Genomic DNA, 13,463 nt, shown 5'->3' with positions numbered 1-13,463 from the left:
TCATCACGATCTCAATCTCCGATGCGGATACGCAACGGCGCCGTAAACTGATATGGTGGAATTTCTAGGTTTGTTGGTGCCGGACCACGTCGAACACGGCCAGAAACGTCGTATACCGAGCCGTGACAGGGGCAATACCAACCACCAAACCGGCCACGATTATCGCCAGCGGACTGACCAAGAGGTACACATCCCAAATGTGTGCAGACACCGATTACGACCAGCCACTCCTCATCTTTAACTCGGTCGGCATCAATTTCAGGGTCGATCAGATTGGGATCATCGTCATCTGCGCGCGCAAGGGCCAAAGTTTGAGGCGTGCGTCGCTCGATGAAGACGGGGCGCTCCCGCCAAGCCACAGTTACGCGTTCACCCGGTTCTAGTGCTGACACGTCTACTTCCGTAGTGCCGGCTGCGAGCGTATCCGCTGCCGGATTGAAGCTGTCGAGAAATGGCCAAGCTGACAACCCGATTCCAACCACGGTACCGCCGGTTGCTGCGATATAAATGAAGTCTCGGCGCGTTTTTTGTTCGGCCATATTAACCTCCGTAATTTGCGGGAGGAGGTGCGGGGCCCGCACTTGCGCGCCCCGCTCTTACATTGGTGATCGTGAAGATGAAAACCCTTCAGCCAATGTACGTCACTCACTCCACCTCCTCCGGGGCCGGGGCCTCCAGCAGGGATCTGAGGTAGACCAAGGTGTCCGCCATATCCTGATCGGTCAGATCCGGATTGCCGCCCATTGAGGGCATTGCCATGAAGGAGCCCTGGCTTTGAAAGCCATTGATCATGCGCTCTAAGAGAACCTCATCAGACTGTGCGAGGCGCCCGTCCGGACCAGAAAGAGACGGCATGCCCTCAAACGCGCCACCACCGCTCTCGCCGTGACACGCGATGCAAGTTTGCTCGTAGACGTCCTGTCCATTCGCAAGATCGGCACGGGACAAGTCATAACCGAAACTCGTCGGTATCGAGAGATCGTTCTCCGGCTCGGTCAGGCTTGCCGAACTCGACATCAAGAAGGCGCGAATATCTTCGGCAACATCCTGAGGAATGTTCGCTCTCACTCGCATGTGCGTCACCGAGACATCCCACAGATCTGGCGTAAGTTCTCCAGGCGATCGGATATTATGACACCGACCGCAAGTGTCGACCCACGCTTGCGCGCCGCGTCCAACCTGATCAGCTGAAAAATCGTAACGGCTCTCCGACTGAGGCGCCGGCATTTCTGCCGTGTCCTCCTGAGCGACGACAGCAGCGGTCACGAAGACCGCTGCTACGCCGAGCAATAGTTCCGCTCGTACCATTTAAAAATCCCTCCTTGATTAGAAGCCATACGAGAATTGAAGCAGTACGCGTGTCTCCTCCTGTACGTCGTCATCATGTCTGGCTGTAAATTCGCGTTGCTGAACAACACCGCGGGTGACGATGGATGGCGCGAGCCAATAGTTCACACCGACATCCCAGCGCTGCTCCGCAGCCTCTTCAGCCAACTCGTCGAGGCCCTCTACTTCGTACTCGCCATAGCGCATGGTCGGTTCGACGCGTCCGAGCCAAGGTTGCTCAGCCGTGCCGGAAAGACGGTAGGCGGCTTGGACATACCAAGCCGTGCTTTCTAGCTCCGGCAGGGTCGCGATTCCCTCCGCGCCTTCAAACCCGGTATTGATCGGGTCACGAGTTGAGTTGAGGTATTCGGCTCGTAGATCCCAGGCGCCACCGGTGTAAGCGACGTCAAAGCCCCACAACGCCACATCAGCGTCAGAGAGCTCCAGCCCGTGATCGTCTTCCTCGGTTTCCGAACCGAGTTTGTCGAACGGCTTGGCATCAGCGTGACCGCCCTCTTCTTCTTCGGCCTCGACACCGGACACCCGTCCACTCAGGAACGAAGCACCAATTTCAAGTCCGGGCATCGGCAAGAAACCCACACGGCCCGAAATCGCCTTGTCGTCATTGTCGTCGGTATTGAAGGCCTCCAATGCGAGGCCCCCTTCGTGACTAACGCGGGGACCGTTGCCGAGCGCGACTGAATAGGTCAAAAGCCCCGGCTCGAGATTGAAGCCACCGCGAACCATTACACCCATGTCAGAGCCGGGTTGTACGCCGTCATGACCAAAGCCCGCCGGCGCATCCGCCATCCGATTAATCCAGGATGGGTGGAGGCGTTCTTGGAACTGGCCTACAGGGCTCAGGAATTGACCTAGAACCACCACCGCGTTGGGGTGAGCCAAGATGTTGGCCTGCGCGTATTCGAGTGTAAATTCAGTGCCCTCGTCTGTGTTCTCAATCTCGGCTTCCGCTTCGAACAGGATCAAATCCTGATATTGGAAATGGAAGGCAGGATTAAATCGAACGCGGGTGAATTGCGATGAGCTATCGCCGCCGTCCTGATCGGTGAAAACGAAAGACGCATCAGCATAGCCCGCCAAATGCCATGACGTTTCCGCAGACCGGTCTGCGCCCGAGAGGATTGGAAGATAGCCCTGGCCACTGGCGGTTCGCTCCGCAGCTGATGCATCCTGCCCGAAGGCCTGTGTTGCAGCGCCCACGAGCAGGAAGCTCGCAATGCCCAAATTGAGGACCCAACGGGCCGGTTGGTAGGAAAGTGTTTTAGTCCGAGTCATGTGTCCCTCACTTGCGGCCAGGAGGGCTGGAAGGCCCTCCTGGCGGCCTTTCCATCGTGTTATTGAGTAGCATCGAGTTGGTCGAAAAGTGCGCTCATACGCCGACGCGCCAAACCTGGATGCCGGGCAGCGCGGGCGGCCTCGCCGTTGACGACTTCGCCATCGCCGACTTCGATCAAGACGATCATGCCGGCAGCATAGTGAGGCGCGCACTTGATGCCGTAGAGGCCTTCTTCGTCAAAGGTTACGGTCACGGCCTGGTTGAGTGCGCCTCGAAATGGTTCCGCACCCTCAGGCAACATGCTGGAAATCGTTTCCGCATTGTGGCTCGGATTTGTTGGCAGGAAGGTGACCGTGTCACCGGGTTGGAGTTCGAGGAAAGCCGGCTCAAACACCATGGCGCCTTCAGCGCCACGATTGAGCATATGGACCTCGTAATCTTCAGCCCAAGCTGCACCCGCTCCGGTTAGTCCCATTACGCCGGCAAGGACGGCAGCGTACGCAATCTTTTTCATAACTAGCCCCTGTATTGGCTTTGCAAATTGTTCGTTCAATACAGGGATTACGGATTGGAAAGGTTTGGCCCTCATCGATCGGGCGTGGCAGGTTGACGCACACTCAGTCGGTGTAGGAAAATTTATCGAATTCAATAAACTATTGGTGATCGTGTCCAGTAGATTGTTCGCTAGGGTTCTTATTTCGACGTGGGCGAAGGTAAAAGCTCTCAAACAAGAACACAGCGGCGATCACGAGTGTCGCAATGCCAACAATCGCCGGATCTCGCTCCAACTTCAAAACCGTCAAACCAAGAAGAATTATGAGATCAAAAGCGATCGCGGCGACCAAAATAACGCGGTTGGCCCCGACTCGTTTTCTCAAATGCCGTAGCACGCCAAAATGCACGGCCAGATCCATAACCAAATAAAGCATCGCACCAAGTGCAGCGATCCGCGAGAGATCAAAAAGCACTGTCAACACTGCAGCCAAAGCGACAGTGTAAACCAGCATGTGAGTTTGAATTCGACCAGGCATTCCAAAATGGCTGTGCGGGATCAATTGCATGTCCGTGAGCATGCCAAGCATGCGAGAAACCGCAAAAACACTTGCTACGAGTCCGGATGCGGTCGCTAGCATGGCCAGCAAAATTGTTACGATGCGCCCCGTATCGCCAAATGTCGGACGAGCCGCCTCGGCCAAGGCAAAATCTTTCGCCGCCACTATCATGTCGATCGGCAAACTGGATCCGACAGCCAAAGCCACGAAGACATATACAATCACGCAGATCACGATCGACCAGATGATCGCCCGACCAACATTGCGATGAGGATTTACGATCTCCGAACCGCTATTGGTGATCGTTGTGAAGCCCTTGAAAGCAAGGACCCCCAAGGCCAAGGCGGCCAGAAAGCTTACTGATGTAACCCCGGCGGGAGCGGGCATTTCATGAGGCGTCAAACTTTGCGCAGCCCAAAAGCCAGCGAAGGCCAAAGCGGCGATCCCAACCACCTTTACGAGCGCGAGAAAGACCGAAAAGAAACTAACATAGCGATTGCCGGATAAATTGATTGCAAAGGCCAAAATGATTAGCCCCACACCCAACACGGGAACGATGAAGGCGTGATCGGACCAGCCAAATAACTGAGCAGTATAGGTACCAAAAGTCCGCGCGACGAGGCTCTCATTGATGACCATCGAAAACGCCATCAACAATCCAGCCGTCGCCGTTGCGGCTGACCGTCCGTAGGCCTTTTCGAGGAACATCGCGATCCCACCAGCCGAGGGGAAGGCATTGGCAAGCTTTACATAGGAGTAGGCGCTAAAACCGGTGGCAATCGCGGCGAGCACGAACACCCAAACAAATGCGCTTCCGGCCAGTTCCGCGATCTGGCCGGTTAGCGCAAAGATGCCGGCGCCGATCATGACGCCGGTACCCATGGCGACCGCGCCTAGCAAGCTGAGTGAGTTTTTCTTGTAACTCTTGTCCATTTTCGCCCTCCGGCCGATTGGATGATTAAAGCTTGACCGACCGCAGTCGAAGCGAATTGGAAATCACGGAGACTGATGAAAGGCTCATCGCCGCCGCCGCAAAGATTGGCGAGATCAAAACACCCAAAACCGGATAGAGTATTCCCGCGGCAACCGGCACGCCCGCGGCGTTATAAATGAGGGCGAAAAACAGGTTCTGCTTGATATTGCGCATGGTCGCGGTTGCAAGGCGCCGGGCTCGGACAATTCCATTGAGATCACCCTTTACAAGCGTAAAGCCCGCGCTCTCGATTGCGACGTCGGCGCCCGTTCCCATGGCAATGCCAACATCAGCTTGCGCCAAGGCAGGAGCATCGTTCACGCCATCGCCCGCCATGGCCACGCGGCGGCCTTGCTTTTGATAGTCTTGAATTATCCGGGCTTTGTCCTCCGGCAGAACATCGGCTCGAATTTCATCGATGCCTAAGCGCGCGGCAACAGCGCGCGCCGTCTTGGCGTTATCACCGGTCGCCATCACGATCTTAAAGCCGAGTTTGTGAAGCGCTTTTAGCGCCTGCGGCGTGGTTTCCTTAACCGGGTCGGCAACGCACACAAGACCCACGACAACGGCATTGATCACAATAAACATCACGGTCTCGCCGTTTTCACGGCGTTCATCGGCTAGCTCACCGAGCTTTTCCGCGCTCAGGGACAGTTCGTCGAGTAGGCGCGCATTGCCGAGCGACACAGCGTGGCCGTCCACACGGCCGATCACGCCCTTGCCAGTAATGGCCTCAAAGGCTTCGGTCTTGGAAAGCTCCAGTCCCCTCGCCTCTGCACCATCAACGATGGCTTCAGCCAGCGGGTGTTCCGACCCGCGTTCAAGACTAGCGGCCAGGCGTAGTATCTCGTCCTCCGTGTGGCCTTCATTTGCAATGACAGCGACGAGTTTGGGCTTGCCCTCGGTGAGCGTGCCGGTCTTATCGACAATCAGTGTGTCGACCTTCGCGAAACGCTCAAGCGCTTCGGCGTTTTTAATCAGTACGCCAGCCTGCGCGCCACGGCCCGTAGCCGTCATAATTGACATCGGGGTGGCAAGACCCAACGCACAGGGGCAGGCAATGATCAAGACCGCGACCGCGGATACCAGAGCATACGCCATCGCCGGAGGTGGACCCCAAATCGACCAAGACACGAAAGAAATGATTGCGATCAGGATGACGGCGGGCACAAATCGACCAGAGATCACATCAGCGAGTTTTTGGATGGGTGCGCGGCTTCGCTGGGCGTTGGCAACCATCTCGACGATCTGGCTTAGCATCGTATCTGCACCGACGCGCTTGGCTTCAATGATCAAACTACCCGTGCCATTGATAGTGGCACCGGTGACAGCGTCTCCGGGGGTTTTTTCTACCGGGACCGGTTCGCCAGAAATCATGGATTCATCAACCGACGAGCGGCCGTCAACGACCTCTCCGTCAACCGGAACTTTTTCGCCTGGACGAACGCGCAGACGGTCTCCAACCACGACGTCCTCGAGCGGGATTTCTTCTTCACTTTCGTCAGGCCGAATGACGCGAGCTGTTTTCGCAGCCAAATCGAGCAGCGCGCGAATGGCCGAGCCCGTGCGTTCCCGAGCGCTCAATTCCATCAGTTGACCTAAGAGTACGAGGACGACAATCACAGCGCCCGCCTCAAAATAGACGCCGACATGTCCGCTTTCATCCCTGAAACCCTCGGGGAAAACACTCGGTGCGATGACCGCGACAACGGAGAAGATGTAGGCCGCGCCAACCCCCATCCCGATGAGGGTAAACATGTTGAGATTTCGCGAGATGACAGATTTGGCGCCGCGCTCGAAAAACGGCCACCCCGCCCAAAGAATGACGGGTGTTGCCAGAACCAGCTCGGCCCATCCGGCGATCCCTTCACCAATGGCGTCACGCATAAAGCCTAGGCCGACGAACGGGCCCATAGACAATAGGAGCAAGGGCAGTGTTAGGACGGCGCCAATCCAGAACCGTCGCCGAAAATCAACCAATTCGGGGTTTGGCCCTTCCTCGCCGGTGGGCACGCCCATCGGCTCCAGCGCCATGCCACAAATTGGACAATCGCCCGGTTCATCTTCGACAATTTCCGGATGCATCGGGCAAGTATATTGAGTGCCCTCTGGCATGTTTTCGTAGGATTGCTTGTGTGCTCCGGAGAGATAATGGCCCGGGTCAACGACAAATTTGTCATGGCAAGAGACCGAGCAGAAATGATAGGTCGCTCCCTCATGATCAGCCGTCGGCTTGTTAGCGTTTGGATCGACGTCCATGCCGCAAACCGGATCCTTCACGCTTACTCCGTGGTGGTCATGATGGGCATGGCCTTGAGCGCCGCCGCAACACGTGTGGGCGGGCGCCTCGCCTTTACAGCAAGAACCAGATTCTTTGTCTGAGGTTGTCATACGGGTCTCCATAGACGAAATTTCGACGCATGATCCGGCTTCCAGTCACTGGAAGGTCAATACCGTTTATTCACCCCTCATCAGGCATTGCCATAAAGCGCTGAGCTAAACCTTCCACGATGGGGCAATCGGGCCGGTCATCGCCGTTGCACCCACTGATCAAACGACGCAATTCGCGCCGCATAGCCAAAAGTTCACGGAGCTTGACGTCCAATATCTTGAGCTGTGCCTGGGCGATTGATTTTACCTGGGCGCTTGAACGTGAAGGGTCTTCGTAAAGAGATAGGAGGCGACGGCACTCCTCCAGAGAAAAACCAAGGGAGCGGGCATTGGCTATAAACGCGAGCTTTTGAATATCGCGCTCTTCAAAGACGCGATATCCGTTTGCGGCCCGGGCAGGCGAAACTAGGCCAACCTCCTCGTAATAGCGGAGGGTCTTGGACGGAAGGCCGGTTAGTTTCGCTGCCTGGTTCACATTCATTCAGCAGGCGCTCCCTCAATCTGAGTATCATCCGGTTCTGGCTTGCTGGTTGTTAGGACAGCCCTTTGCCAAAGCAGGAAGGCAGCAGGAATTACCAAGAGCGTCAGGATCGTCGCACTCGTCATTCCGCCAACCATAGGCGCTGCAATTCGGCGCATGACCTCCGAGCCCGTTCCCGTACCGAACATAATCGGCAAGAGGCCGGCGACGATCACCGCCACGGTCATCATAATGGGCCGCACACGCATAACCGCGCCTTCAACGATGGCTTCTCTTAAGTCCATAACCGTCATGGCACGGCCTTCATCTCGCGCTAGCGCCTTTCGTCGAGCAAGGGCCTGTTCGAGATACACAATCATCAAAACGCCGATTTCGACGGCAACGCCGGCTAACGCAATGAACCCGACACCGACGGCCACGGACATGTTGTAGCCGAGTAGATCAAGCAGCCACAGTCCGCCAACGAGCGATAGCGGCAAGGTGACCATGATTAGGAGAACTGGGATGAGTCGCCCGAAGTTGAAGAAGAGCAGCAAAACAATGATCACGAGAGTGACTGGAACCACGATACTTAGCTTGGCCTTCGCTCGCTCCATGTACTCATACTGGCCCGACCAGCTGATCGAATATCCCGCCGGCAAATCAATATGCTCCTGGACCGCAGCCTGTGCATCGGCCACATAACTGCCAATATCAACATCGGCAATATCGACATAAATCCAACCGTTTAGGCGGGCATTTTCGCTGCGAATGACGCCAGGGCCGCTAGACACATCAATTGTCGCGATCCGCGACAACGGAATTTGTGCGCCGGACGGCGTGACAATGGGGAGAGATCTGAGTTCATCGATGGACCCGCGGTAGTCGCGCGGATATCGCAAATTGACTGGATATCGTTCTAGCCCCTCAACGCTCTCCGTTATGGTCATTCCGCCGATTGCGGTGCGAACAACATCGTGTACGTCGGCAACATTGAGACCGAAACGCGCCGCTTCAAGACGATCAACATCGATATCCACAAACCGCCCACCGGTTACGCGTTCAGCGTATACAGAAGCGGTCCCCGGGACAGTCTCGATTACGCCCTCGATCTGTTCCCCAATCTCCGCGATCACATCAAGATCCGGACCGGCAACCTTGATCCCAACAGGGGTCTTAATACCGGTCGCTAGCATGTCGATGCGGTTGCGGATCGGCATGATCCACACATCTGTGAGCGATGGCACGTCGACCAGCTGGTCAAGTTCGGCGCGTATGTCATCCATCGTTATACCGGGGCGCCATTCGTCGCGCGGGCGGAGCTGGATCGTCGTCTCAATCATCGTCAAGGGAGCTGGATCAGTCGCTGTATCTGCCCGTCCTGCCTTGCCATACACGGTGAGGACTTCAGGCACCGTCGCAATGAGCCGGTTGGTTTGTTGAACCACTTCGGCGATCTTACCCACGGAAACCGCCGGATATGCGCTGGGCATGTATAGCAAGTCCCCCTCGTCCAGGTCCGGCATGAATTCGCTGCCCATGCGCGATAGCGGCACAGCCGCACTGGCCATAACAAGGACAGCCATGCCGACCATGACCCAAGGACGTGCCAATACAACGTTAATAAAGGGGCGATACGCCGCCATCAAAACTCGATTGATCGGGTTCTTGTGCTCAGGCGTAATCTTGCCGCGAATGAAGAAGCCCATTAGCACCGGAACCAGCGTAACCGAGAGCCCCGCCGCGGCGGCCATCGCATAGGTTTTGGTGAACGCCAATGGATGGAAGAGACGTCCCTCTTGTGCCTCCAAGGCAAAGATAGGCACGAAGCTGAACGTGATGATCAGGAGGGAGAAGAAGAGCGCTGGTCCAACCTCCACCGATGCTTCAGCCACAATCCGCCATCGGTTTTCCGGCGTTATCTCCTCTTTTTCGATATGTTTGTGTAAGTTCTCGATCATCACGATGGCCGCGTCGACCATGGCGCCAATCGCAATCGCAATTCCGCCCAATGACATGATGTTGGCGTTGATCCCTTGCGCGTTCATGATGATGAAGGCTGCCAGCACGCCCAGCGGCAAGCTGAGCACGATCACGAGCGATGAGCGCAGGTGGAAGAGAAAGATCGCGCAGATCAGCGCAACGACAAGGAATTCCTCGATGAGCTTTTCTTGCAGGGAGTGCACGGCGCGCTCGATCAAACCGGCGCGATTATAGGTGGTGACAATCTCAACACCCTCAGGCAGAGATTCTTCAAGCTCGTGAATGCGTTCTTCAACACGTTCGATTGTAGCCAGCGCGTTCTCGCCATAACGCATGATGATGACGCCGCCCACCGCTTCGCCCTCACCATTGAGTTCACCGATGCCGCGCCTCAGCTCAGGACCGATTTGAATGTCGGCGACATCCGATAGCAAGATGGGCGTACCGTTCTCAGTCACGCTCACCGGGATAGCCTCGAGATCCTCGATGCCTTGGATATAGCCAGACGCTCGGACCATGTATTCCGCTTCGGCCATTTCTATGACGCGACCGCCGGTCTCCTGATTGCCGCGTTGTATCGCCATGCGAAGGTGAGAAAGTGGAATATTGTAAGCTCGCAAACGGTCGGGATCGGCGACAACCTGGTATTGCCGCACCATTCCGCCGATTGTCGCGACTTCGGAAACGCCCTCAATCGTTTGAAGCTCGAATTTGAGGAACCAGTCTTGTAGCGAACGCAGCTCGGACAGGTCGTGCTGACCGGTACGGTCTACAAGCGCATATTGATAAATCCAACCAACCCCGGTTGCATCAGGGCCCAAGGCTGGAGATGCCCCCTCTGGCAGGGTGGGGGCGACCTGAGAGAGATATTCCAAGACGCGCGACCGCGCCCAGTATAGGTCGGTCCCATCCTCGAAGATGATGTAAACATAACTGTCGTTGAAGAAAGAATAGCCTCGAACGGTTACCGCGCCCGGGACCGCCAACATCGCGGTTGTCAGTGGGTAGGTGACCTGATCTTCAACGACTTGGGGCGCCTGTCCAGGATAGGTCGTTTTGATGATGACCTGAACATCGGACAGGTCGGGGATGGCATCAAGCGGCGTGCGGCTAAGCGAGAAGGCTCCAAATACAGCCAACAAGACCGCCATGATGAGGACGATTAGACGATTGCCGATCGACCAGCGGATGATTGAAGCAATCATGATCAGTGACCCCCATGTCCGGCGTGATCGCCCTGCTCAGGTTCACTCGGGGTCGGCGACATATCCATATCCCGTGCCATTATGGCGGATATGCGCCACTCGCCTTCTTCATTGCGTTGAAGTTCGAAAGTGACGGCTTGCCCAACGGTGAAATCACTCAGATCGACACCCTCCAGTGCCAAAAATGACATGGACATGGCGGGCCAGCCCAGTTCATCGATCGGGTCATGCTCAAGGTCGATCATTCCGTGGCCGGCCATCAGGCTAACGATGACACCCTGTCCTTGTGCTTGGTCCAGTTGAATGCCGGCGTCTTCATCGACTGCTCCAGGTGGGCTCATCCGCAATGCAGCGCCCTGAAGGCTGGCTTCAGAATCGATCAAAAATTGACTGGAAACGACGATGCGTTCGCCTTCGGCGAGCCCGGCAAGGATCTCAATCCGCCCATCTGATTCCATCCCGGTTTCAACTCGTGCAGGCCGGTATCGCCCCTCTCCTTCAGCAATAATTACGCGGTCTGATTGGCCGCCCCGGATGACAGCTTCGCGTGGAATGGTCAAAGCCTGTACATGAGGTTCAGTATCGATGGCGACATTGACGTAGGTCTCTGGGCGCAACGCGCCATCAGCGTTCGACGAGCGGATGCGAACAGGTACGCTACGGCTTTGCGGATCAACGGTTGGATAAACGTATTCGACCTCACCATGCCAAGTTCGGCTCGGATCCGACGTCGATCGGATATGAACATCTTGACCCGGTGAAACCATGAGGGCGTCGTCTTCAAACACATCCACGAGGATCCATACCGATGAAAGGTCGGAAATCGTCATGAGTTGTGTCCCCGGGCGCACATGGGATCCTTCGCGCACGGCAACAGCGATCACCACGCCATCCTGACCGGCCCGCACTTCGACGAGTTCACCGGCATTTCCGGTTCGGGCGATGCGGCTGATTTGATCGCGCGTTACACCAAGGGCCATCAATCGTGATCGCGAAGCGGACGTTAACGTGTCTCGGCCGATCCGGAGCGCTTGCAGATATTCTGCTTGAGCGGTTGCGATCTCCGGCGAGTACATGCGGAAAAGCAAATCGCCGGCACTAACGACATCCCCGACTGCTGCAACGGGCAGTACTTCAATCCAACCTTCCGCGCGCACATCAACTACGGACGTTTGGTCTTCATCAGGTCGCACATATCCAACGCTTGAAACGGTGTGATAAAAATCTGCGCGGGCAACCTGCGCTGTGCGAACGCCGATATTGTTCTCAACAGCTGGCGAAATCAAAACCGCGCCATCGGGGTCGGCTTCTTCACCCTCATAGACGGGAATCAGATCCATACCCATCGGTGATTTTCCCGGGGTGTCGCTTCTAAAACTTGGATCCATCGGCGCCTGCCAATAGAGAACGCGGGGCTCCGTACTATCGCTACTGCCGGAACCATCTGCGTTTAAAAATGATGCGGAGAAAAAGCCGACGGTAAGGCCGGCGCCGACAAGCGCTGCGCCAAGCAAATAAGATTTGAGGGTCATTGGACTTCTCCAACCAGGTAGAGGATGCGAGCTTGGCTCTGCAGCGCATCAATATTTAAGCGAACAAAAGCGAGTTCTGCGTCTAGAAGAGCGAGCTCGGCGCGAACCAGTTCAGCGAAGTCTGCCTGCTCGTTCTCATAGGCGATGAGAACGGCCGTGGCCGTCTGGCGAGCCCGTTCAAGAACGTCTTCATCGAAAAGAATGCGCTCTTCGCTAAGGCGGACATAGCGTGAGAACTCTCGTTCCAGCTGCCGGTTCATTTCGAGCAAGGTTGCTTGACGACTGAGTAGGTCTGCTGCCTCTTCCTGGCGTGCCGCCGCTACACCCTCATCTTGTCGGCGGCGACTAAATAGCGGCACTTCGACTGTAACAGCAACGCTAGCGGTATCGGATCGGGTATCCCGCAAACCATAACCCGCTTCGACGGCCCAGCCTGGGCGATATTGTTGAAGTGCCAGATCGACTTCCCGTCCGCGCGCTTCGACCTGCGCGTCCAACATGCGCACCATGGGGTGGCTGACGAGCCTCGACTGCGCGGATTCAATTTCTTGCGGCATAGCTGGCAGGACTGGAAGCTGTGGGGTGAGTGGTTGACGAGCAGCATCGGGCGTCACAAAGCGCTCCAAGTTTGCTTGTGCCATTTCCAACTGCCGCTCGATCTGGATCAGACGCGTGTCAAGAATAGACGTTTCCAAATCGATCCGGATAACGTCGTGACTATTGCGGCGGCCCGTTGCAAAGCTCGCGGTTGCGATCTCGCCAAGCTGCGTGATCGACGTCTGGCTTTGTCGCGTCAACGCGTCCGCCCGCTGCCAGTAATATGTTTCCAGCCAAGCTTCGCGAACGGACAACCGAATGCGTGCCTGTTCGAGGTCGCCGCCTTCGCGCGCGCTGGTTGCTTGGGCTCGGCGGCGTAGCCGGTTTAGTTCGCGGGTCTCGCCGCGCGGAAACATTTGTCGCACGCCAATTTGGGCCTGCGTCATGGCCTCACGGTTCAGGTCGAAATCGCTCAGTGGAACGTTTGCCAATCCCACGCGCATCATCGGATCTGGCAGCGCATTTTCGGACTCGCCGCGATGTTCAAGTGCTTGCGCTCGCGCTTGCCAGACCTGAACGGAAGCATCTTCAGCCTGTTCAGCGATCATTACGGCTTCTGCCAAGCTCAGAGGCGTTTGCTCAATTGCGTCTTGTGAAAGCGCTGACAGCGATATCGCGAGCGCTGCGCCAATAAATCCAGTCATGTC

The 13,463-nt window shown here is 56.4% G+C and carries 10 protein-coding genes; all 10 read right to left on the bottom strand.

Features of this window, described 5'->3' with window-relative positions:
- Positions 1–11: 11 nt before the first annotated feature.
- The 10 genes from petA to MMAR10_RS00925 all read right to left on the bottom strand — a co-directional run bounded on the left by petA (position 12) and on the right by MMAR10_RS00925 (position 13,460).
- Positions 12–539: a ubiquinol-cytochrome c reductase iron-sulfur subunit gene (gene petA, locus MMAR10_RS16580; protein WP_011642128.1), complete on the bottom strand. Its 528-nt coding sequence runs from the start codon at positions 537–539 to the stop codon at positions 12–14.
- A 106-nt stretch (positions 540–645) separates the two neighbouring features.
- Complete coding sequence (locus tag MMAR10_RS17120) at positions 646–1,266, bottom strand: c-type cytochrome (RefSeq protein ID WP_233353847.1); 621 nt, start codon at positions 1,264–1,266, stop codon at positions 646–648.
- A gap of 60 nt (positions 1,267–1,326) precedes the next feature.
- Positions 1,327–2,622: a phosphate-selective porin O and P gene (locus MMAR10_RS15900; protein ID WP_011642126.1), complete on the bottom strand. Its 1,296-nt coding sequence runs from the start codon at positions 2,620–2,622 to the stop codon at positions 1,327–1,329.
- A 59-nt stretch (positions 2,623–2,681) separates the two neighbouring features.
- Positions 2,682–3,137 carry a pseudoazurin gene (locus MMAR10_RS00955; RefSeq protein WP_011642125.1) on the bottom strand — a complete coding sequence of 152 codons (456 nt, stop codon included), beginning with the start codon at positions 3,135–3,137 and terminating at the stop codon, positions 2,682–2,684.
- A 139-nt stretch (positions 3,138–3,276) separates the two neighbouring features.
- Positions 3,277–4,608: an APC family permease gene (locus MMAR10_RS00950; RefSeq protein ID WP_011642124.1), complete on the bottom strand. Its 1,332-nt coding sequence runs from the start codon at positions 4,606–4,608 to the stop codon at positions 3,277–3,279.
- A 25-nt stretch (positions 4,609–4,633) separates the two neighbouring features.
- Positions 4,634–7,039 carry a heavy metal translocating P-type ATPase gene (locus MMAR10_RS00945; RefSeq protein ID WP_011642123.1) on the bottom strand — a complete coding sequence of 802 codons (2,406 nt, stop codon included), beginning with the start codon at positions 7,037–7,039 and terminating at the stop codon, positions 4,634–4,636.
- A gap of 70 nt (positions 7,040–7,109) precedes the next feature.
- Complete coding sequence (gene cueR / locus MMAR10_RS00940) at positions 7,110–7,520, bottom strand: Cu(I)-responsive transcriptional regulator (RefSeq protein ID WP_011642122.1); 411 nt, start codon at positions 7,518–7,520, stop codon at positions 7,110–7,112.
- A complete protein-coding gene (locus tag MMAR10_RS00935) occupies positions 7,517–10,687 on the bottom strand; it encodes an efflux RND transporter permease subunit (RefSeq protein ID WP_011642121.1) in 3,171 nt (1,056 codons plus the stop codon). The genes cueR and MMAR10_RS00935 overlap by 4 nt, the downstream gene beginning before the upstream one ends.
- A 2-nt stretch (positions 10,688–10,689) precedes the next feature.
- Positions 10,690–12,219, bottom strand: a complete 1,530-nt coding sequence (locus MMAR10_RS00930; protein WP_011642120.1) for an efflux RND transporter periplasmic adaptor subunit — start codon at positions 12,217–12,219, stop codon at positions 10,690–10,692.
- Positions 12,216–13,460 carry a TolC family protein gene (locus MMAR10_RS00925; protein WP_011642119.1) on the bottom strand — a complete coding sequence of 415 codons (1,245 nt, stop codon included), beginning with the start codon at positions 13,458–13,460 and terminating at the stop codon, positions 12,216–12,218. Before MMAR10_RS00925 ends, MMAR10_RS00930 begins: the two co-directional genes overlap by 4 nt.
- Positions 13,461–13,463: the final 3 nt, after the last annotated feature.

The sequence above is a fragment of the Maricaulis maris MCS10 genome (assembly GCF_000014745.1).
GTDB lineage: Bacteria > Pseudomonadota > Alphaproteobacteria > Caulobacterales > Maricaulaceae > Maricaulis > Maricaulis maris_A.
Note: the sequence above shows the minus strand (reverse complement) of the source record. Positions and strands in the feature narration are given on the sequence as shown.